23 protein-coding genes and 1 pseudogene are annotated in these 20,234 nt (G+C 42.3%); 1 reads left to right on the top strand and 23 read right to left on the bottom strand.

The annotated features are described in order from the left end of the window. Positions 1-114: 114 nt before the first annotated feature. The 5 genes and pseudogenes from QS39_RS04250 to QS39_RS04230 form a co-directional block, all read right to left on the bottom strand. On the bottom strand, positions 115-2,763 hold the full coding sequence (locus QS39_RS04250; RefSeq protein ID WP_077804727.1) for a valine--tRNA ligase: 2,649 nt from the start codon (positions 2,761-2,763) through the stop codon (positions 115-117). Next, complete coding sequence (locus tag QS39_RS04245) at positions 2,756-3,334, bottom strand: AAA family ATPase (RefSeq protein WP_077804726.1); 579 nt, start codon at positions 3,332-3,334, stop codon at positions 2,756-2,758. The genes QS39_RS04250 and QS39_RS04245 overlap by 8 nt, the downstream gene beginning before the upstream one ends. After that, positions 3,334-3,894, bottom strand: a complete 561-nt coding sequence (locus QS39_RS04240) for a GNAT family N-acetyltransferase (RefSeq protein ID WP_077804725.1) — start codon at positions 3,892-3,894, stop codon at positions 3,334-3,336. Before QS39_RS04240 ends, QS39_RS04245 begins: the two co-directional genes overlap by 1 nt. Further along, positions 3,881-4,459 (bottom strand): annotated as a pseudogene (locus QS39_RS04235) (flavin reductase family protein). Before QS39_RS04235 ends, QS39_RS04240 begins: the two are co-directional and overlap by 14 nt. A gap of 362 nt (positions 4,460-4,821) precedes the next feature. Further along, positions 4,822-5,217 (bottom strand): helix-hairpin-helix domain-containing protein, encoded by a 396-nt coding sequence (locus QS39_RS04230; RefSeq protein WP_000038635.1) that lies wholly within the window; start codon positions 5,215-5,217, stop codon positions 4,822-4,824. 214 nt (positions 5,218-5,431) lie between these two features. Here QS39_RS04230 and QS39_RS04225 point away from each other — a divergent pair, with 214 nt between their 5' ends. Continuing rightward, on the top strand, positions 5,432-6,598 hold the full coding sequence (locus tag QS39_RS04225) for an IS30-like element ISSmi1 family transposase (RefSeq protein WP_077804689.1): 1,167 nt from the start codon (positions 5,432-5,434) through the stop codon (positions 6,596-6,598). Between the two features lie 270 nt (positions 6,599-6,868). On the opposite strand, the gene QS39_RS04220 is transcribed toward QS39_RS04225, so the two are convergent. The 18 genes from QS39_RS04220 to QS39_RS04135 all read right to left on the bottom strand — a co-directional run bounded on the left by QS39_RS04220 (position 6,869) and on the right by QS39_RS04135 (position 19,952). Next, positions 6,869-7,123, bottom strand: coding sequence for a DUF1912 family protein (locus QS39_RS04220; protein WP_000119706.1), 255 nt, complete (start codon positions 7,121-7,123; stop codon positions 6,869-6,871). Between the two features lie 9 nt (positions 7,124-7,132). Next, positions 7,133-8,467, bottom strand: coding sequence for a DUF438 domain-containing protein (locus tag QS39_RS04215; RefSeq protein ID WP_077804723.1), 1,335 nt, complete (start codon positions 8,465-8,467; stop codon positions 7,133-7,135). Next, positions 8,467-8,700: a DUF1858 domain-containing protein gene (locus tag QS39_RS04210; protein WP_000368739.1), complete on the bottom strand. Its 234-nt coding sequence runs from the start codon at positions 8,698-8,700 to the stop codon at positions 8,467-8,469. The genes QS39_RS04215 and QS39_RS04210 overlap by 1 nt, the downstream gene beginning before the upstream one ends. 265 nt (positions 8,701-8,965) lie before the next feature. After that, a complete protein-coding gene (locus tag QS39_RS04205; RefSeq protein WP_077804722.1) occupies positions 8,966-9,148 on the bottom strand; it encodes a hypothetical protein in 183 nt (60 codons plus the stop codon). A 1-nt stretch (position 9,149) separates the two neighbouring features. Then, positions 9,150-9,929 (bottom strand): hypothetical protein, encoded by a 780-nt coding sequence (locus tag QS39_RS04200; protein WP_142761241.1) that lies wholly within the window; start codon positions 9,927-9,929, stop codon positions 9,150-9,152. 144 nt (positions 9,930-10,073) lie between these two features. Beyond that, positions 10,074-10,424, bottom strand: a complete 351-nt coding sequence (rbfA, locus tag QS39_RS04195; RefSeq protein ID WP_001273601.1) for a 30S ribosome-binding factor RbfA — start codon at positions 10,422-10,424, stop codon at positions 10,074-10,076. Between the two features lie 166 nt (positions 10,425-10,590). After that, positions 10,591-13,401, bottom strand: coding sequence for a translation initiation factor IF-2 (gene infB / locus QS39_RS04190; protein WP_077804720.1), 2,811 nt, complete (start codon positions 13,399-13,401; stop codon positions 10,591-10,593). Positions 13,402-13,417: 16 nt separating this feature from the next. Continuing rightward, the gene (locus QS39_RS04185) at positions 13,418-13,717 is read right to left on the bottom strand and encodes a YlxQ-related RNA-binding protein (protein ID WP_077804719.1); all 300 of its coding nucleotides are present in this window, start codon (positions 13,715-13,717) and stop codon (positions 13,418-13,420) included. After that, positions 13,710-14,003: an RNase P modulator RnpM gene (rnpM, locus tag QS39_RS04180; protein WP_077804718.1), complete on the bottom strand. Its 294-nt coding sequence runs from the start codon at positions 14,001-14,003 to the stop codon at positions 13,710-13,712. The genes QS39_RS04185 and rnpM overlap by 8 nt, the downstream gene beginning before the upstream one ends. A gap of 21 nt (positions 14,004-14,024) precedes the next feature. Beyond that, positions 14,025-15,161 (bottom strand): transcription termination factor NusA, encoded by a 1,137-nt coding sequence (gene nusA / locus QS39_RS04175; RefSeq protein ID WP_049502004.1) that lies wholly within the window; start codon positions 15,159-15,161, stop codon positions 14,025-14,027. 43 nt (positions 15,162-15,204) lie between these two features. Continuing rightward, positions 15,205-15,684: a ribosome maturation factor RimP gene (gene rimP, locus QS39_RS04170; protein ID WP_000338691.1), complete on the bottom strand. Its 480-nt coding sequence runs from the start codon at positions 15,682-15,684 to the stop codon at positions 15,205-15,207. Positions 15,685-15,809: 125 nt separating this feature from the next. Continuing rightward, the gene (trmB, locus tag QS39_RS04165; protein WP_001266094.1) at positions 15,810-16,445 is read right to left on the bottom strand and encodes a tRNA (guanosine(46)-N7)-methyltransferase TrmB; all 636 of its coding nucleotides are present in this window, start codon (positions 16,443-16,445) and stop codon (positions 15,810-15,812) included. Continuing rightward, positions 16,442-17,236 carry a cell cycle regulator CcrZ gene (gene ccrZ, locus QS39_RS04160; RefSeq protein WP_000363005.1) on the bottom strand — a complete coding sequence of 265 codons (795 nt, stop codon included), beginning with the start codon at positions 17,234-17,236 and terminating at the stop codon, positions 16,442-16,444. The genes trmB and ccrZ overlap by 4 nt, the downstream gene beginning before the upstream one ends. 160 nt (positions 17,237-17,396) lie before the next feature. Beyond that, positions 17,397-18,008, bottom strand: coding sequence for a CPBP family intramembrane glutamic endopeptidase (locus tag QS39_RS04155; protein ID WP_000394051.1), 612 nt, complete (start codon positions 18,006-18,008; stop codon positions 17,397-17,399). A gap of 29 nt (positions 18,009-18,037) precedes the next feature. Continuing rightward, positions 18,038-18,286 (bottom strand): immunity protein BlpZ, encoded by a 249-nt coding sequence (blpZ, locus tag QS39_RS04150; protein WP_000276505.1) that lies wholly within the window; start codon positions 18,284-18,286, stop codon positions 18,038-18,040. Positions 18,287-18,327: 41 nt separating this feature from the next. After that, on the bottom strand, positions 18,328-19,017 hold the full coding sequence (locus tag QS39_RS04145; protein WP_000820344.1) for a CPBP family intramembrane glutamic endopeptidase: 690 nt from the start codon (positions 19,015-19,017) through the stop codon (positions 18,328-18,330). Between the two features lie 64 nt (positions 19,018-19,081). Further along, the gene (locus QS39_RS04140) at positions 19,082-19,465 is read right to left on the bottom strand and encodes a hypothetical protein (RefSeq protein ID WP_000877389.1); all 384 of its coding nucleotides are present in this window, start codon (positions 19,463-19,465) and stop codon (positions 19,082-19,084) included. 82 nt (positions 19,466-19,547) lie between these two features. Then, complete coding sequence (locus QS39_RS04135) at positions 19,548-19,952, bottom strand: hypothetical protein (protein WP_000846945.1); 405 nt, start codon at positions 19,950-19,952, stop codon at positions 19,548-19,550. Positions 19,953-20,234: the final 282 nt, after the last annotated feature.

Here is a 20,234-nt window from a genome sequence, read left to right as displayed (position 1 = left end):
CGTAAATATGCGTGGACTTTAGTACCAGTATCAGAACGAGTATATCCATTTGTATTGACAATTTTGTTTTGTAAGATTTTCTGTAGAATTCCCATTTTACTTACCCTAAAAATTTCAAATTAATTTCTTCATCTCATCAATACGTGCGACGGTCGCGTCGTACTTAGCTTGATAGTCGGCTTGTTTGTCGCGTTCTTTTTGGACGACTTCTGGTTTGGCGTTGGCTACGAAGCGTTCGTTAGAGAGCTTCTTACCGACCATGTCCAGTTCTTTTTGCCATTTAGCAAGTTCCTTGTCGAGACGGGCCAGTTCTTCTTCGACATTGAGGAGGTCTGCCAGTGGCAGGTAGATTTCTGCTCCTGTGATGACGCTTGACATAGCAAGTTCAGGCGCAGGAATATTTGACGCGATTTCCAAGTGTTCTGGATTTGTGAAGCGTTTGATGTAGTTGACGTTGCTGTTAAAGAAGGCTTCCAAGTCGCTATCGCTTGTCTTAACAAGGATGGTGATTGGCTTGCTTGGGGCTACGTTTACTTCAGCACGCGCATTACGAACGGCACGGATCAAGTCTTTGAGGCTTTCCACACCAGTATGAGCCGCAAGGTCCTCAAAGGCTGGGTTAACAGTTGGGTATTCTGCTGTCACGATAGAACCTTCTGAGATTTGTCCAAAGATTTCCTCTGTCACGAATGGCATGATTGGGTGAAGGAGACGAAGGATCTTGTCCAGAGTGTAAAGGAGAACAGAACGTGTGATGACTTTCTCTTCTTCGTTGTCGCTATAAAGGACTTCCTTAGTCAATTCAACGTACCAGTCCGCAAATTCATCCCAGATGAAGTTGTAGAGGATGTGTCCAGCCACACCAAACTCAAACTTGTCAAAGTTTTCAGTAACTTTACCGATAGTTTCATTGAGGTTGTGGAGAATCCAGCGGTCTGTGACATTTCCAGCTTCCTTGTTGACCACTTTTTCGACATTGGCAGTTGCTTGCTCAAGGGTCAAACCTTCATTATTCATGAGGATATAACGAGAGATGTTCCAGATTTTGTTAATAAAGTTCCATGAAGCATCCATTTTCTCATAAGAGAAACGCACGTCTTGCCCTGGTGCAGAACCGTTTGAAAGGAACCAACGAAGGCTATCTGTTCCGTACTTATCAATAACATCCATTGGATCAATCCCGTTACCGAGAGATTTCGACATCTTGCGTCCTTGCTCATCACGAATGAGACCATGAATCAAGGCATTTTTAAATGGCGACTTTCCAGTAAATTCCAAACCTTGGAAAATCATTCGAGATACCCAGAACGGGATAATATCATAACCAGTCACCAAAGTTGATGTTGGATAATAACGTTTGAAGTCTTCTGAGTCGACATCCGGCCAGCCCATGGTAGAGAATGGCCAAAGAGCCGAACTGAACCACGTATCCAAGACATCTTCGTCCTGAGTCCAACCGTCACCTTCTGGAGCTTCTTCGCCGACATATATTTCACCCTCAGCATTGTACCAAGCAGGGATTTGGTGACCCCACCAAAGCTGACGAGAGATTACCCAGTCGTGGACATTTTCCATCCATTGGAGGAAGGTATCGTTGAAACGAGGTGGGTAGAACTCTACCTTGTCCTCTGTGTCTTGGTTGGCAATAGCATTTTTGGCCAATTGGTCCATCTTGACGAACCACTGAGTAGACAAGCGTGGTTCAACCACAACACCTGTACGCTCTGAGTGACCAACACTGTGGACACGTTTTTCGATTTTAACAAGGGCACCGATTTCTTCCAGTTTAGCAACGACTGCCTTACGAGCTTCAAAACGGTCCATGCCTGCAAATTCGAAGGCAAGCTCGTTCATAGTTCCGTCGTCGTTCATGACGTTGACTTGTGGCAAGTTGTGGCGTTGACCAACCAAGAAGTCGTTTGGATCGTGGGCAGGCGTGATTTTCACGACACCAGTACCAAATTCAGGATCTGCGTGCTCGTCTCCAACGATCGGGATTAATTTATTAGCAATTGGAAGGATGACATTTTTACCAATCAAGTCCTTGTAGCGTGGGTCTTCTGGGTTGACTGCAACGGCAACGTCCCCAAACATGGTTTCAGGACGAGTGGTCGCAACTTCAAGGGAGCGTGAACCGTCTTCCAGCATGTAATTCATGTGGTAGAAGGCACCTTCAACGTCCTTGTGGATAACCTCGATATCAGAAAGAGCTGTGCGAGCTGCTGGGTCCCAGTTAATGATAAACTCACCACGGTAGATCCAGCCTTTCTTGTAAAGGTCCACGAAGACCTTGCGAACGGCTTTTGACAAACCTTCGTCAAGAGTGAAACGCTCACGAGAGTAGTCTACAGAGAGCCCCATCTTGCCCCATTGTTCCTTGATAGTAGTGGCATATTCGTCTTTCCATTCCCAAACCTTATCGAGGAATTTTTCGCGACCGAGGTCATAACGCGTAATGCCTTCACCACGCAAGCGCTCCTCAACCTTAGCCTGAGTCGCAATCCCCGCATGGTCCATCCCCGGAAGCCAAAGCGTATCGAAACCTTGCATGCGTTTTTGACGGATGATAATATCCTGCAAAGTCGTATCCCAAGCGTGACCAAGGTGAAGCTTACCAGTTACATTTGGTGGTGGAATGACGATTGAATAAGGCTTAGCCTTTTGATCGCCTGAAGGCTTGAAAACATCAGCGTCAAGCCATTTTTGGTAACGACCAGCCTCAACCTCGGCTGGATTGTATTTAGGTGAAAGTTCTTTAGACATGTGTTTGTCCTTTCTCTATTTTGTTCATTTTATTTTGAATTTGCTTAGCAGCTTCTTTTGCAGTCAAACTCGTATTATTTATTTTAAAGTAATGGTGCAACTCATTCGGTTGATGTTGAGAATTTAATTGAAGTGTCTCAGCGGTCTCTAAAATTTCTCTTTCAGATACCTCAATATGTCGTTTTAAGGGTTTGTGTTTTAATCGATTCTCCGTTCGATTTCGACGTAAACGCTCTTCAAGACTTGTTTCCAACTCAACAAACAGAATCTCTTGATGAAAGTTATCCAATAAATCCTGAATTTGCTTTAAATACATCAGCTGGTACTGATTTGAAAAATCAATTACGTCAGTTAAAATTACTGATCGCTGATTTCTTGCACTTGCTCCAAGGAAAGAAAAGGTCATTCCACGAACAAATTCCCACATCTCCTCTGTATAATCCTGATAGATTTCTAGTGCAAAATCGATGGCTTGATGGTTATAAAAGAGGGTAGCATCTGTCAGTCGAGATAACTCTTGACCAATCGTCATTTTCCCAGAAGCCGGAGCCCCAATGATGAAAAGATGCATCAAATTACCTCCCACTCACTCCTCAGCAAGCCATATGTCAGGCTGTCACAGCGATTTCCTTGAACATCTTTACGGTCTCGGATACGGGCTTCGAGGGTAAAGCCAAGCTTTTCCGCGACTCGTTGACTTTGGATATTATAACCAAAACAAGTCAGTTCAATCTTGTGAAGATCCAAATCTTTAAAGGCTAAGTCAATCAAGGCAAACGCTGCTTCTGGTACATAGCCTCGACCCCAATAGTTTGGATGCAAGGTATAGCCAAGCTCTAGCACATCATCCGCATGGCGATGGTTGAAATCAACAGAACCAATGACTTTATCGGTTCCTTTGACGACAATCCCATAGCCAGCTGGGAGATTTTCCTTTTGATTGCGTTCGGGAAGGATATACTCTAGATAGTAAACCTCATCTTCAAAAGTTTTGACTGGAGGAAAGCCTGCTGGATAGGCGACCTCTGGGAGACTAGCGTAGGCATGGATATCCTCAGCATCTGCCACAGTACGGACTCGTAAAACGAGACGTTCTGTTTCTAATCGTTCTGGTAATTCAGCTCTTGACATCCTTCTTCCTCGCTTTCTTTATGAAGCTCCCCATAGGGTCAACACGGTTATCTAAATAGCGATAAACGCGCTGGTGACCGTCCCCCATAAAGTAAGTCGGTGAAAAACGGTCATTTTTAAAATGCCCTTTCTCATCCAAGAGATCTGGATCAGCAAGTCGCTCGATAATCTTGGCAAAAATATGACAGATTCCATCTTCCTCGATAATCCGATCTACCTGACAGTCCAATACGACTGGACAAGCCTCTAAAATCGGTGCCTGAGTCCGTTCAGAAATCTCGTAGTCTAGCCCCAGGTGTTTCAATTTTTCTCGATGACTGATAAAACCAGCCTGCTCCATCTCGAACATGAGATTTTCATCAGGGATATTCACGGTGAACTGTTGATAATGCTTAATCTGCTCAGTCGCATTTTCTTCAGCACCAACACCAATGACTAGCCAATCTCCCAAGCTATAAGAGGAGCTACAGGTCGTAATATTGTGTCAAAAATTCTGGTCCTGATACCCCAAAATGAAGATAGGAAAGCCATAGTAGAGTTTACTTGTTTTAAAAGATTGCTTCATAACAACCTCCTTTTACTAAGACGCAAAAGAAAATCCCTGCCATCTACATGACAGGGACGAATGTATTTATCCGCGGTACCACCCAATTTCGGGCAGTTGCCCGCAACTCTTGTCTTCTTGTTCCTCCTTTATAACGTCGTAAGCTCACTTTGGCGTACTTGAGTACAGTATGCAACTCGATGCCTAGTCCTAAACGGAAACAAAAAGACACTTTTATTTCAATTTTTCATCCATTAGCAACCAGTTTTGACACATTTGTGGACTTCTCAGCGCCGCCACTTTCTGTAAAATGTGGGATTCAAAACACCTCTAATGGATCTATTGTAGCAAGATTTTGACGGAAATGCAAGGCACAAGAAAGATTACTTGAACTTGATGCCATTTTCTTTCAATTTCTTGATGGTAGCTGGGCCGATTCCTTTCAAAGCAAGGAGTTCTTTTTCAGTCCAGTTTTTGAAATCTGAAGCAGACTTGATGCCTTCATCATAGAAGGTTTTGGCACGATCAAGTGGAAGCCCACCCAAGTTTGCTGCAAAATCTTCTACAGAATTGGCTACTTTTTGAGCTTGCTCTTTGGTAGCTTCTACTGCTTGTTCAACCTTTTTAGAAACAGCCTTACCAGCTTGGCTTGCTGACTGTTCTGCACGTTTTACGACTTTTTTTGTCTCTTCTACAACCTTAGTCACAGTACTTGAAAAAGCACCTGCACGACGGAGGCTATTTCGTAATTGTTTTTTACGATTGAGTTTCTTTGACATGATAAAATCCTTTCAATAAAAAACCCCTGCTCTGACAAGGATTTAATATAAATATTCTATCAAGATTTTAGTAAAAAATCAAGAATCTATCTCGTTTAATAATTTCGCGTAACTTCTCAAAGTAACTTCCAGCTCTCTCCCAAAACTGGAAGTTAGTCTCAGACGACGAATTATGCTAGAATTAAGCCTGAGACTTTTCGTGAGGAGGCACCTCATGACGAAAAAACAAAAACATCTCACTCTAGAAGACCGTATTGACATCCAAACTGGAATCAGCCAACAGGAGACTTTCCGTTCCATCGCTGAGAAGATGGGAAAAGACCCGTCAACGATTTCAAAGGAAATCAAGCGCAATCGCATCATTCATCCAACATCCGTCAAATCTGATTGCACGGATTGCCCTCTTCTCAAAAAAGCTCCTTATGTCTGTAACAACTGTCCAAAAAAGAGGACGGATTGTGGGTTTAACCGCTATCTTTACTACGCGAAAAAGGCACAGGAACAGTACGAGACTATGTTGAGGGAGTCCAGAGAGGGCATTCCCCTAAACAAGGAAAGTTTTTATCAGATGGACAAGGTCTTAACCCTAGGCATCCAGAAGAAACAAAGCATCTACCATATCATTCAGACACATAACCTACCTGTGTCGAAAGCTACGGTGTATCGGCATGCCAAGCTGGGATATCTGACAGCCAAGCCCATTGATTTTCCTCGGATGGTCACGTTCAAGGAACGCAGAAAATCCAGAAAAGTAGCTATTCCCAAAGAGCTAAAAATTGGGCGAACCTACCAAGATTTCCAAGAGTTACGAGAAACAGATGATTTCTTCAAATGGTTGGAAATGGACACGGTCATCGGCAGACCTGGTGGAAAGCTACTGCTCACCTTCAACGTTTCCTTCTGCAATTTCCTCTTCGCCTTGCTTTTGGACAACAAGACTGCTCTGGAGGTCGCCACTAAATTCGCAGCTTTGAAAGAAAGAGTCATGGACGGAGGGGTTGCGTTCCATCAGCTGTTCCCTGTCATTCTAACGGACAACGGCTCTGAGTTCTCCTATGTGGAGGAGCTTGAGAGAGACATTGATGGGAAGTCTCACCTCTACTTCTGCGACCCTAGCCGTCCTGACCAGAAGGGGCGGATTGAGAAGAACCATACGGTTTTGCGAGCCATTCTGCCCAAGGGCACTTCCTTTGACCAGCTGACTCAGAAAGACGTCAATCTAGTCATTTCCCATGTCAATTCCTTGAAACGAGAAGAGTTTCAAGGAAAATCTGCTTACGACGTCTTCACCTTCACCTTTGGCGAGGACATCGCCGCTCTTCTGGGTTGCCAATTTGTCAAACCAGAAGACACACACTTATCACCTGATTTATTGAAATAAAGGGAATTTTCCACTCTAACTACACATCTTATCACCATCGAAAAGTCTCAAACTAAACGCTAGCAACTGGAAGTTACTCTAAGACGACTCTGTTTTAGGGCTATTTGTCGTGCACTTTTTTCTGTGTCTTTTCGCTTTTGAACCCTTATATATCAAGAAAAAGAAAACCAGCGGAAGTTAGTCTAATACGGATTTCCACTGATTTCACGCGTTTTTCTCATACTAAAAGCTAGGTTGGGGGAAACTGGAAGTTAGTTTTAGAAGTTACCTTTAATAATTTCGCTCACCGAATAAGCCATCTGGCAAATCATGGAATCCCTTGCCTGCCTTGAAGTTTTCAAACTTACCAAGCAAGAACTGATAAGCATCCAAGCGGCTTTCGTAGCGAATCATGGCATCTTTGGCACGCTCGTCTTGGTCTTCTTCGTAGACTTTTTGGCTTTCCTTGTGCGCCATGTCATTGATCATGATTTGGGTATTGACCCAGGCTTCAAATTCCTTCATAAATTCTTGTTCGTAACTCATTTTTTCTCCTTATTCTAATCCACGGAAATAGTCCGTATCAATCTCACGGTAGGGCTGAATATCCTGAACATACTCCAGCACTCCTTGGAATTCTCCCTCTTCATCGTGCACTGCTGCGTAGGTGATGTGGACAAACTTGCCTCGTGACTCAGATTTGAACCACATTTCATACTTGTCTTTGCTTCCCTCACGAAGCCCCTTCATTATGGTCTTGATCTTGTCCAAATACTTAGGCGGATGGCAAAGTTCAACATTGCGCCCGACTTGGGACGGTGTTCGTTTGAAAATCATCTCATCAGCCGGCGTATTGTCATTGTAATACTGGAAAATATCGTCTTTATTGACAAAGGTAATCTCCATAGGAAGATGATTGAGGATGAGATTGGCCTGCTCTACTGAGAGATAGCCATTCCCAAAAGCCTGTTGACTATGGCGGTCCAGCACTGCTTCCTTTTCCTTAGGAGTAAAGGTAATAGTAAACTGGCCTTCTGGCGTATCGATAACTTGCTGAACTTGACCCTCTGCCGTATCTAGCTGTACAGGCTCCCCTGCACTATCTTCCTCAACAAAGCTATGTCTTTCTGGCACCCATTTCTCAGATGGACGTATGATGGCATAACCATAAGCGTCGCTCTCCTCCGCAATCTGAAGCCAGTCATCCTGAGTAAAGGACTCAAGAAGAATCATGAGAAGGATAGATTCTTCCTTGAAAATCATACTTTCAAACTCTGTCGCAAAAGCTTCAAAAGCTTCCTTTACAGCGGAAATCGACACTTCTGGTAGTGACTTGGCTGTCGCTAAAGCTGTTTGAAAGAGTTCCCTGATCTGGTCATCCACTCCCCACATAACTTTAGGAGGTGAATCGTGTCCATAGCGCTCCATGATAGGGAAGAAGAGCTCTTCCTTGCGCTGGTAATGAATATCAAATTGCCCCACAAGTCCCATCTGACGCACCAAGCCCTTGCGCATCTCCGCAAGCATTTCTTCATCTTCCATATACTCATATGTATCTAACAATCTACGAATGCGAATCAAGGCAGCGCGGAGAGCCAGATTTTCTTCCTTAAAGACACGAACTGGGTGCCCAGGGTGTTCGGTATCAGAAACTTCAACACCTTTAATAGCATTTTTAAAAAGATTGGCATGGACATCGCAGAGTTCCATGACATCTTCAAAGGTGACACCTGAGTCTGAGTTCATCAGCTCGTGCTCCATGAGGGAAATCTCGATGGCTGAGACACCCGCAAAGGTCGCATCAAAACGCTCCTGAACCGACTCAGGAGAGGCACCATTATGCAATTCTAACAAAATATCCCGCAGGACATGAATCCGTTCATCTGCCATTAGTCTAACCCAATCACTTCGTAGCCGTTTGCTTCCAGCGTGCGGACAATCTTGTCCATAGGGGTTCCTTCGAGCTTAGAACCCTGTTTGAGCGATACTTTACGACCAACTGTGTTGCGCATTAAGGGATTGGCAAGGGGTTTAAAACCAAGCTCGACTAAAATTTCCAAGACTTCTGGATGCTTGTCCACCACTTCTGCAACAGGAATTGACACATCGATGATATTGTCCATGACGACCTCCATTGAATCTTCTAAAATGATTTTACTGCTTTTATTATACCACAAGGAAAGAGATTAAAAAACTAGCAGTGGAGTTCCTGCTAGTTCTCTGCGACTTGGATAACCATCTAAATAAGTTTAAAGAGCCAATCCAATATCTTAAATAATATCTTGTAAAACAGCAATTGGACTGCAAAAGAGATGATCATCCAAAAGAATTTCAAAATCCCAATAATCGGTTTAATAAAAATAATAGCAAGAAGTCCCCAAAAAAATTTCATTCTCTCTCCTCTGGCTTGATGAGCCATCGAGCCGTATCCATTAACTTGTCTGCAATAAAAAGTTTCCCCAGACCAACAACGACATGGTCATCTTTCTTTATCGTTTTTATTACTTTTACACCTTGCATGGTTAAAAAGTAATTCCCGTAAGTTTTAGCTAGAATTTTTATGAGTCCCATATTACTCACCTTCGATGATTTCAGCTTCTTTTCGGATAGTATCAATATCTATTTGATACTGCCCTTCATTATAGTTAACTAATTTGGATAATTCCTTTTGCAGTCTTTCCCCCATCGGCTTCATGGTCGCAAAGGTTAAGCCACCAGAAAGGACACCCCCTAAAATAGGAATCACTTTTCCCATTCCCTTAGCCAAGCCTCCCTTTGTCAAGCTGACTCCAAAAATTTTCAAAACTTTCTCCAGAATAGGATACCAAAGTGTCTTTGTCAACGCTTTCTGCGGAATCGTCTTCATCACATGCTTGGCAACTGTTACACCTCCAGAGCGAAGCAAAGCTCCTGCTCCATTTACCCCTAGCATGACACCGAGATAAAGTAAGAGTGTATTTTGAGCATCCTCGCTCAATTCATCACGGGATTCCCAAAGATCATCAAATCCATAAATATAGCCTAGTTCTTGGGCTAACTTTAATGAAAAAGCATAAAACTGAACTACATCTGTTGGAATAGTGATTGCCATGGCAATACCGCCAGGTAAACCTGCCAAAATCGAAGTCCCGCTTGCTCGTAGAACATTGTCCTTAATACAGGTCTTAGCAACTCGATCCAAGCTTTCCTTTGTTAACAAAGAGGTCGGACCTTTTTCCAATAATGTAGCAATATCCTTTCGATCTAACTCTTTAGAAAATTTGTCAACTAAAAATTTTTCTCGATTAACTTTGACCATGGGTAATTTCACCACTTGTTGCAGCACTTGCATCGCTAACTCTTGTTTGCCCATCTCTATCTCCATTTATCATTCGTATTAAACTTTATCATATCATACTATGAGGTATTTACAAATTTTTTAAACTGTTTTTTTGCTAATACAGCTATTAATAGCTAGAAGAGTTCACCCACTAAAAAAGAGGGTTTCCCCTCCTTCTTAGTTCTTATCCAGATTGCGTAGCATTTCGTCAATCTTGTTTCCATATTCGATTGATTCGTCTTTGACGAAGGTCAAATCTGGGATTTTGTACAATTTCAAATTACGACCAAGTTCACGTTTGATGGTACCAGTTGCTTTTTCAAGCCCGATTTGAGCTTTTTGATTATCTGAAGCAAGGTTACTCAAAATGGTGTAGTAAACCTTGGCTACAGACAAGTCACCCAGCATCTGAACATCTGTGATGGTCACGCCTTGGACACGCGGATCACGGACTTTCTTTTGCAAAATCTCATTGACTTCACGCTTGATTTCCATGCCCACACGATCCGTACGGAAATGATTTGCCATGATATTCCTTTCTCTACTTTGAACCAAAAGCTAGGCCAGCAGACCTAGCTATTTTTATTAGATAGAGGAACTAGAGCCATTTGAATCTAGGAAACAAGCCTTAGATAGAACTGAGGGTTCATCAAGGCGCTGTTGACGACGAGTCAAATGAGCTATCGTTTCTCTATTATCTCTTGATTTCTTCCATGACATAAGCCTCAATCACATCATCCATCTTGATATCATTGTAGCCATCAATCATCAATCCACCTTCACGGCCGTTTGTAACTTCTTTGACGTCGTCTTTATAGTGTTTCAAGCTTGCGAGTTCGCCATCATAGATAACAACACCGTCACGGATAACACGGACTTTAGAGTCACGGGTAACCTTACCGTTGATAACCATGAATCCACCGATGGTTCCCACTTTAGATACCTTGAAGGTTTCACGAATAACTGCTTCACCGATAACTTTTTCTTCAAATTCTGGATCAAGCATCCCCTTCATGGCTTCTTCCATCTCTTCGATAACCTTGTAGATAATGCTGTGAAGACGGATTTCCACATCGTCAGCTTCGGCTTGTTGACGCGCTTGTGGTGTAGGGCGTACGTTGAAACCAACGATAAAGGCATTTGAAGCTTCGGCAAGAGTCACGTCAGATTCGTTGATGGCACCGACTGCCGAGTGGACGATGGTCACTTTGACACCTTCCACATCGATTTTTTGAAGTGAAGCAGAAAGGGCTTCAACAGAACCTTGTACATCGGCCTTGATGATAACGTTAACAGACTTGAGTTCACCAGCTTTAAGGGTATCAAAGAGGTTTTCAAGGCTGACACGTTGGGTAGCTTGACGTTGTTTCATGAGGGCACGTTTGGCACGCTCTTCACCAGCTGCACGCGCAGATTTTTCATCTTCGTAAACGGCAAAGTGGTCACCCGCCATTGGCGCTTCGTTCAAACCTGTGATAGAAACTGGTGTTGATGGTCCAGCAACTTTAACACGACGACCAAGGTCGTTGGTCATAGCACGGACACGACCGAAGGTATTTCCGACAACGATTGGGTCTTGAACATTCAAGGTACCTTGTTGAACAAGAAGGGTTGCGACCGCACCTTTTCCTTTATCCAAGCGCGCTTCGATAACTGTACCGATCGCACGAACTGTTGGGTCTGCCTTGAGTTCTTGGATTTCAGCCACAAGAAGGACTGTTTCCAACAATTCTTCGATGTTTTGGTTGAATTTAGCTGAAATTTCAACAAATTCAGAATCTCCACCCCAAGCCGTTGACATAACACCATGCTCTGCCAATTCACCGATAACGCGTTCTGGGTTGGCACCTGGTTTATCAATCTTGTTGATGGCTACGATAATTGGAACGTTGGCTGCTTTTGAGTGGTTGATGGCTTCGATAGTTTGAGGCATAACTCCGTCATCTGCCGCTACGACCAAGATCGTAATATCGGTAACAGAAGCACCACGCGCACGCATAGATGTAAAGGCCGCGTGTCCTGGTGTATCAAGGAAGGTAATCTTCTTGCCATTTTCAACAATTTGGTAGGCACCGATATGCTGAGTGATACCACCTGCTTCACCTGTAGCAACACGAGAGTTACGAAGGGTATCTAGGAGAGTTGTTTTACCATGGTCAACGTGTCCCATGATAGTTACAACTGGTGGACGCTCAACCAATTCATCTTCATTAAGATAACCATCTTCGACAAAGAAACGTTCGATGTCGGCATTATCCACTTCAACCTTTTGTTTGGCTTCGATACCGTAATCCACCATGAGGAGTTCGATGGTTTCTCCATCCAAGGATTGGTTTTGTGTGGCCATGACACCCATCATAAAGAGTTTCTTAACGATTTCAGCTGGTTCACGTTTGATACGTTTTGCGATTTCCGCAACGGTCATACCATCTGTATACTCAAATTCTGTTGGCAATTCATGGAATTTACGCTCTGTAACAGGTTTTGGAGTCTGATTACGGTTGTTCTTGTTATTGCCTTTTTTGTTCTTTTTGTTGTTATTCCAGTTACTATTCTTTTGATTTCTCACTTGATTTTGACTACTTCGATTCTTTTGTTGTTTTCTAGGACCATCTTCTTCGTGATCATAATCGTCACGATTTTTGTCTGGTCGAGCTTGTTTTTTACGACGTGTATCCACTGCAGGTTCTGTTTTCTCAGGGACGACTTCAACCACTGCTTGAACTTGCTGTGCTTGCTGTTCTTGTTGCGCTTGTTCAGCTAACTTAGCCACTTCTTCAAAGATTTCCTCTGGCTCCTTGCGTTTATTTGCTTGGGCCAAGGCTTCTTTGGCAGCCTGAGTCTGCTTGAAACGTTCCTCACTTGAACGGGCATATTCTGCATTTTGCTCTGCTTTTAGGGCTGCTGCACGGGCTTTAAAGTCAACACGTGGAGCCGCTTGATTTGGACGTTTGTCCTCTTGCTGACGGCGCTCATTTCTACGATTTTGCTGACCTTGCTGTTTCTTAGCTTGGTCATTAAAGCGACGATTGTCGCGGTTGCCTTGAGCTTGTTTCCCACCATTACGACCGTCGTTTTTCTGACGGTTTCCGTTTTGTTGTTGATCACGGTTATTGCCCTTATTTTGCTTGCGTCGTTCTGCCTGCTCTTTGGCACGTGCTTCACGCTCAGCCTTGAAATTACGACTTTGCGGTTTAGCCGCTACTTTTTCTGTTTTCGGAGCGACTGGCTCAGCTGGTTTTGCCTCTTCCTTAGCTACAGCTGGTTTAGCTGGCTCAGATTTTTCGGCTTTCTTTTCTGCACTTGCTTTTGGTGCTGCAGGTTTTGCTTCTACTTTCGGAGCAGCTGCAGGCTTAAAGCTGGCAGCGATTTTTGCAGCGACAGCTTCTTCCACACTTGATGAGTGGCTTTTCACATCCAAGCCCAACTCTTTTGCACGCGCTACAACTTCTTTACTTTCTTTTCCAAGTTCTTTTGCGATTTCGTACAATCTTTTCTTAGACAAATCATGTCCTCCTCTTCTATTCCATAAGAGACCTCATTTTCTTTGTAAATCCAGCATCTATTACAGCCAAAACCTTTCTCGATTTTCCGACTGCTATGCTTAATTCCAGTGTTGAAAACACGGTTACAATTTCTACTTGATAATAATGACTTTTATCTTGAATCTTCTTGGTTAGATTGGGTCCAGCATCATGGGCTAGAAAGACCAACTTGGCCTTGCCGTCTTGAATGGCCTTGACCACCAATTCTTCACCCGATATTATTCGGCCTGCTCGCTGAGCGAGTCCCAAGAGATTGCTTATCTTTTGCTTATTCAAGTCCTAACTCTCTTCTTTTCACTTTGTGATCCACATAAGCGATCAACTCGTCATAAAAGCTTTCTTCCACTTCCATGCTAAAGCTGCGGTTAAAGACCTTCTTCTTTTTAGCCTCTATGGCTTCTGCATTGTCTAGTTTGATATAAGCGCCGCGGCCATTAGCCTTGCCTGTTGGATCGATAAAGACTTGCCCTTCTTTGTTTTTGACAATGCGGAGCAAATCCCGCTTATCAATCACTTCATTGGACACAACAGACTTGCGCAAAGGGATTTTTCTTGTTTTCATCTTTCCCTCCTCTAGCAGCTTTTATTCTTCTACAGTATCGTTTTCTGCTTCCAACTCTACCGAACCAGCTTCTTCCATGGCTTCAAATTCACTAGCAGACTTGATATCGATACGGTAACCAGTCAAGTGAGCCGCCAAACGAACGTTTTGTCCACGACGACCGATGGCAAGAGAAAGCTTGTTATCAGGAACAACCACCAAGGCACGTTTGCTGTCGTTTTCGTCAAAGATAACTTGGTCAACCTCAGCAGGAGCGATGGCATTGTAGATAAATTCAGCTGGATCTGCTACCCACTCGATAACGTCGATATTTTCTTCGATTGGCACCATACGGTCGCTCTTAGCATCGTAGCGAGCTGGGTGGAATTTGCTAGTAATCTTCTTGATATTCGCTCCACCACGTCCAACGATTGTACCGATAGCGTCCACGTTTGGATTATGGCTACGAACGGCAACCTTCGTACGGTCACCAGCTTCACGAGCCACGCTCATGATTTCAACAGTTCCATCATAAACTTCTGGAATTTCTTGCTCCATCAAGCGTTTGATCATTTCTGGATGGCTACGGCTAACAAAGACGTTGACACCGCGAGGGTTGTCTTCAACCTTGTAGACATAAACTTCGATACGATCATGAGAAGCAAAAACTTCCCCAGGAATTTGGTCTTGTTTTGACAATTGGGCTTCGATGCTGCCGAGGTTGACATAGATAAAGCGGTTGTCAAAGCGTTCTACTGTACCAGACATGATTTCTTGTTCATGCTCTTTGTAAGTATTGTAAGTGATGGCACGTGTTTGCTTGCGCATTTTTTCCATGATGGTTTGTTTGGCAGATTGAGCTGCTACACGACCAAACTCAGCAGGTGCTTCTTCAAACTTGATTTTGTCACCAAGCTCATAGGCTGAATTAATGGCAAGAGCATCTTTCAAGCTGATTTCCAAACGGCTATCAAATACCTCATCAACTACTTCACGGACAGTGTAAACGGTAAAGTCACCTGTTTTTTCGTTGAAGTCAATAGCTACGCTGTCTGATTGACCATAGCGTCTGCGATAAGCGGAACGAAGCGATTCTACTACTGCATCGATGATGTCTTCTTTTTTGATTCCCTTGTCTTCTTCCAAAATGCGGAAGGCCTCTAGCATTTCTTTACTCATGTTTTCTTCACTTTTGAATCCTCAAAAGCTATCCTTTCTTTTTCTATAATTTAACTGCTAAACGTGCTTTTGATACTAAACTGTATGGAATTTGGACAGTTTTCTTACGCGTCTTGTCCATATATTCCATAGTCAACTCGTCCTCTTCGAAGGCCAACAAGGTTCCTTCAAAGACCTTTTGCTTATCGATGGCTTGGTAGAGCCCGACATGGATGTATTTCCCAACTGCTCCAGCAACGGCATCCTTGGTTTTTAAAGGACGTTCCAAGCCTGGACTGGTGATTTCTAGGAAATATTGTTCTGGGAAGGGATCTGGCTTGATGGTGTCTAGAACAGGACTGATAATTTCTGTCAAGTCTGCCGTGTCGTTCAAGGTAATTCCTTCAGGTTTATCTACAAAAATACTGAGAATCATGTCACTGCCAATCTTTCCATACTCGATATCCACGAGTTCGAAAGGTGCTTGGATGACAGGTTCTACAACTTCTCTGACTAATTCTACGATTGTTGCGATTGCGTCCACCTCCTCATAAGCAAGAGGCGAAGATATTTCCCCGCCTCACTTTTCATATTCTTACTCTTAGTATAGCACGTTTGCCAACTTATGTAAAGCAAAAGCACTTATACAGCCTGATTTTAGGCTATTTCTTAAAATTCTGCCTCAACTCGGTAGATAACTTGACCCTTGTTGGAGAATTTTTGCTCGTATTCTGTCATGACATTGCCTTCAAAATCACTAGCATGTAAATCAAGCCAGACACCATTGAGTTTCATGCCATATTGAGAAAAGCTCACTAGGCTGTACTCAAACAAGCCACGGTTATCCGTCTTGAAATGAATTTCTCCATTTTCAGGCAAGATACGCTTGAAGGTATCCAAGAAGGTCTTGTAGGTCAAACGACGCTTTTCATGGCGTTTTTTAGGCCATGGATCTGAAAAGTTCAGATACAAGCGATCAATCTCACCGTCTTCAAAGTAGTCAGTCAAATCAGAACCATCTACCCACAAGAGCTTGATGTTAGGCACTCCAACTTCAAGCACCTTGTCCAAAGCGTAGCTCAAAACAGACTTTTGAATATCAATCCCGATATAGTTGATGTCAGGGTTTTGCTTAGCCATACCTGAAACAAAGGCACCCTTTCCACTTCCAACCTCCACATGAATGGGATTATCATTGCCAAACAAGTCCCGCCATTTTCCCTTGGCTTCTAAGGGATTGAGGACCACATACTGGGGATTTGCCTCTAGTAATTCTGTCGCCCCTTTACGATTTCTAACTCTCATCTTCTCTTTCCATACTTGTCTCGGAAGTGACGCAAGCCATGAATCTCCCGATTGACATTTTCTAAATCTTGGTTCATATAATACTTGGAAATCTGGCTCAAGTAAGACAATTGACCGTACCAATACAATTTATTTAATACCGTTTGATTATACTTATAGCCGTAGTAGGTCAACCATTCCTTCCACTGATGTTCTGGAATATAATGGCAGAGCATATGGGCCACATCAAACATGCGATCGGTCAAACGAACCGAATCCCAATCCACCAAATAAATCAAGCCACTGTCTGTCTCAATCCAATTACTATGTCGTACATCTCCATGGACAATGGTCGCATAGTCCTCTCTAAATCCTGGAATAGTTTGACGTAAATCAGCCATCACTTCACTGATAAAATGATTTTTACGCAAAGCATCTGGAGCCGTTTCCTGCCAAGACTGTAGTAAATCTACAGGTGTTTCCATAGCATATCCCAAACGACTCAACTGTGTCATCAACGGACGTGAGCGATGAAGACGGGTTAAAATATTGACGATTTGCTTACGATTCATATCATAGGGGGTCAATATCTTGCCTGTCAACCATTCTTGAGCACACATATCACGCCCATCTGCCAAACGGCGACTCCATAATAATTGTGGAGCAATTTGTTCTCTAGCTAGACCAGGTAGGATTGGAGAGGTGTTCATTTTTACAAAGATACGCTTCCCATCAGGATAGCTACCCATATAAGCCTTGCCACTTTTCCCAGGTATGGGAGTCAGTGTTAGCTCATTATCACCCAAATCCATTTCTTTCCTCCGTATAAAGTTTCCTTACTATTCTACTAGTTTTTGGCCTATTCGTCAACCGCTCCACACCCGATTCTCAAAGAAAAGCCTCTGGATTGGCTGGGGTATCATTATAGAAAGAAAAGGTAAGCACCGTCTTCTGCTTACCTTTTCATAATTTTTATAAATAATATAAGAGTGGCAAACTGTTGTAAAACATGTGGACTAGAGTAGAAACCCATAGGTTTTGGCTCTTTTTATAAGCAAAGCCCAGCAACAAGCCCCCAAGTAGATAAAAAATAAACGAAGGGACATTGGAAGGTCCATGCATGAAAGAAAAGAGAGAGGAAGTTAGTACAAGCCCTAACCAAGAATTGTCAAAAACCGCACCTTGAAGAAGTCCTCTGAAAATGAGTTCCTCCTGGATGGGTCCAAAAACTGAGGAAGTCAAAATCAAAGACAGAGAAATTCCTCTGCTGACTTCCGCCAAGTGTTGAACTCCCGCGCCAGAAGAAACAGCGAAGAAATGAATATAAACCAGCGTCTCAAGCACACTTAGAAGAAAGATTGCAATGAAAAGTAAAAGTTCTTTCTTGCTTAACATCCCAAAAGAAATCATTTCAAACTTTCTAGCATAAGCAACACTCAGCGAGGTTACTAGAAGACTTACAATAATCAATTCAGATTCATTTTGAAAAAAATCCCCATGGTTAATCGTATAAGGAACTGTAATGACGATTAGTAGTACTAAAAATCCAAAACACAAGGCATGAAATTTATCAAAAAACTCCATAAAGCTATCCTCCTCACCAAACAGACTTCCTACACGTCATTCTTTAGATCTAGTCTTTCCAAAACAAACCATTTGAGTAACCAAAATCCGACCACATAGCCAGCCCCTAAGAATATAGCCATTAAAGCTAGCATGGAATTTAGGGAATTAAAGACCACCGCAGATACAAAGGTTAGCACAAAAACATTAAAGGCAATGGTGTCAGAAGCCAAGACCAGAATATAGGGCGTCAACCGGTCTAAGGTTTTTGAATCTAGGAAAAATAAGTGTTTATACATGATAACCTCCTCTATGGCTAAAAAGCAAGGCTTTGGTTTTTTTACCCTAAGACCCTATGTAGAAAAGTGAGCAAAAATGGTAAGTTTGCGATGATATTATTAACAATATGAATCGAATAAGAAGGATAGATACTCTTCGTATAACGTGTTAGACAGGCAAACAGACAGCCCACTGCCGTATAGACAAAAATATCTGCGAGACTTGGCAAGCTAGAAAAGTGGGGCAAGGCAAATAAGAATGACGGAAAGAGAAGATCCTGCCCCCATCTCGAATCCTTAAAGAAGGCATGTTGAAGCAGGCCCCTACATACCAATTCTTCCATCAGAGGTCCTAGTACGATTAAGGTTAGGTAAACACCAAACTCCGCAAAATTTGTCTCACTATAGGCAATAAACAAATTCCACCCTTCATTAGTTCCCTGGACGTGTTTAGCTGTCAGATAGTTAAAGCAGATAAGTACAACAGCGGCTAACACCGTCAGAACAGAATAGCTCAACCACTTTTTCCTAGGGATACGAAAGAGATAAGCATGGCCCGACCTGACCAAAATCCAAACCATCAAGCAGATAAAGAGAAGACTGATGATGTTTCGAATCCAGATAATATTTCCTACCCAAGACGAGAACTCCCAATAATTGCTCCAAAATTGGGTTGTCCAAGACAGTCCGAAAAACAGAAACAAATAAGAAAGAATTGCACTCGTTTTGAAAAGAATAGCGTGTCTTTTCATATAAATCCTCCCTACTATCTACAAGACAGGATAGCTCACCTTGTCATGCTCTATTACTGCAAGATTAAGAAGACAGCTTGTTCTTTTTAAGGCTAACCTGACTACTAGATAATAGATACATTAAGGCATTAAAGACAATGAAAATATGTCCATAGAATAAAATCAACCTCGCATCCAAACCAAGATAAAGTTTGACCATCAAAAAGATGAGCAAAAAAATTTGAAACCATAAGGTTTTTCCAAAAATAAATTTAAAGCGATTTCGAATATCTACTTCCTTTATTTTTACCGCTACCCCTTTATTAGCAAGAAGGAAAACGCCTGCTTCAAATAATCCACTGTAGAGAACAATCCACCCAATCGATACATTAGAGATTTGTAAAAATGTCCCTAAAAGAATATTCAACATACTACTCAAGAAAATAACAAGAAATAATCTATATTTCATATTAAATACCTCCATTCACTTATTTCACGGACAGTTTAATAGAGCCTTCTAATAAAAGATTCTGTCAGAAGAGGAAGGCAAGCTACTTTTTATAATACTTCAAGCCCCAAATGAGTAGAAGCATAATAATCAAGCAGAGAATAGCGCCAATATAGGCAATTAGTTGTTGGTAAGATTCTCCTGCTGTGACACCTCTATACAAACAAATAATAGACATAAAACCTGTCAAGCCGATGAACATGAGTTGATTGGTTCTAGGACTAACCAAATCATCATCTTCAAACTCTCTTATCCTCATTTCCCTAGTGAGGTAAACAGTAACCAAAATAGAGGCCAAGTTAATAACCACTAAAAGAAATTGGAGAACTACGGAAAAATTTAAAAACTGACGAGATAGAAATAGATAAGTAGAGACAAGTAAAGGCAACTGACCTAAGAACAATCTCGCAAGGAAGATGTTCCGTTTTTTAGCAAGAAAAGTTTTCATTTCTTTGCTCCTTTCTTTTTAGTTAAAGCAAAATAGATCACAACCGCAATCATATAGGCTATGGTATAAAATAGATGATACCAAATACTCTCCCTAAGCGGATAAAGAAGGATAGACATGATCAGATACAGAACGAAAATGATTAGTATTTTTTTCTTCATAAGATTTCCTCCTAAATGTATGCTTTATCTTAGTTTAGCTACAACCTTTACACTGCTAGTATAGCACTCATTTTATCCTTGGAACACTCAAATCATAAATGGTCATCAAAACATCTTGAAT

Source organism: Streptococcus mitis (assembly GCF_002005545.1).
Lineage (GTDB): Bacteria > Bacillota > Bacilli > Lactobacillales > Streptococcaceae > Streptococcus > Streptococcus mitis_I.
Note: the sequence above shows the minus strand (reverse complement) of the source record. Positions and strands in the feature narration are given on the sequence as shown.

Bases quoted from the DNA above. Each gene is read 5' to 3' on its own strand.
- ccrZ (WP_000363005.1), bottom strand. From the start codon at position 17,236: ATGGATTTGGGTGATAATGAGCTAACACTGACTCCCATACCTGGGAAA.
- QS39_RS04145 (WP_000820344.1), bottom strand. From the start codon at position 19,017: ATGAAAAGACACGCTATTCTTTTCAAAACGAGTGCAATTCTTTCTTAT.
- QS39_RS04200 (WP_142761241.1), bottom strand. From the start codon at position 9,929: ATGGGCAAACAAGAGTTAGCGATGCAAGTGCTGCAACAAGTGGTGAAA.
- QS39_RS04135 (WP_000846945.1), bottom strand. From the start codon at position 19,952: ATGAAAACTTTTCTTGCTAAAAAACGGAACATCTTCCTTGCGAGATTG.
- blpZ (WP_000276505.1), bottom strand. From the start codon at position 18,286: ATGTATAAACACTTATTTTTCCTAGATTCAAAAACCTTAGACCGGTTG.
- QS39_RS04220 (WP_000119706.1), bottom strand. From the start codon at position 7,123: ATGAGTTACGAACAAGAATTTATGAAGGAATTTGAAGCCTGGGTCAAT.
- QS39_RS04155 (WP_000394051.1), bottom strand. From the start codon at position 18,008: ATGGAGTTTTTTGATAAATTTCATGCCTTGTGTTTTGGATTTTTAGTA.
- QS39_RS04230 (WP_000038635.1), bottom strand. From the start codon at position 5,217: ATGTCAAAGAAACTCAATCGTAAAAAACAATTACGAAATAGCCTCCGT.
- QS39_RS04205 (WP_077804722.1), bottom strand. From the start codon at position 9,148: ATGGGACTCATAAAAATTCTAGCTAAAACTTACGGGAATTACTTTTTA.
- QS39_RS04250 (WP_077804727.1), bottom strand. From the start codon at position 2,763: ATGTCTAAAGAACTTTCACCTAAATACAATCCAGCCGAGGTTGAGGCT.
- QS39_RS04215 (WP_077804723.1), bottom strand. From the start codon at position 8,467: ATGGCAGATGAACGGATTCATGTCCTGCGGGATATTTTGTTAGAATTG.
- QS39_RS04210 (WP_000368739.1), bottom strand. From the start codon at position 8,700: ATGGACAATATCATCGATGTGTCAATTCCTGTTGCAGAAGTGGTGGAC.
- QS39_RS04240 (WP_077804725.1), bottom strand. From the start codon at position 3,894: ATGTCAAGAGCTGAATTACCAGAACGATTAGAAACAGAACGTCTCGTT.
- QS39_RS04140 (WP_000877389.1), bottom strand. From the start codon at position 19,465: ATGAAATATAGATTATTTCTTGTTATTTTCTTGAGTAGTATGTTGAAT.
- rnpM (WP_077804718.1), bottom strand. From the start codon at position 14,003: ATGAAAACAAGAAAAATCCCTTTGCGCAAGTCTGTTGTGTCCAATGAA.
- rbfA (WP_001273601.1), bottom strand. From the start codon at position 10,424: ATGGCAAATCATTTCCGTACGGATCGTGTGGGCATGGAAATCAAGCGT.
- QS39_RS04245 (WP_077804726.1), bottom strand. From the start codon at position 3,334: ATGCATCTTTTCATCATTGGGGCTCCGGCTTCTGGGAAAATGACGATT.
- trmB (WP_001266094.1), bottom strand. From the start codon at position 16,445: ATGAGAGTTAGAAATCGTAAAGGGGCGACAGAATTACTAGAGGCAAAT.
- nusA (WP_049502004.1), bottom strand. From the start codon at position 15,161: ATGAGTAAAGAAATGCTAGAGGCCTTCCGCATTTTGGAAGAAGACAAG.
- QS39_RS04225 (WP_077804689.1), top strand. From the start codon at position 5,432: ATGACGAAAAAACAAAAACATCTCACTCTAGAAGACCGTATTGACATC.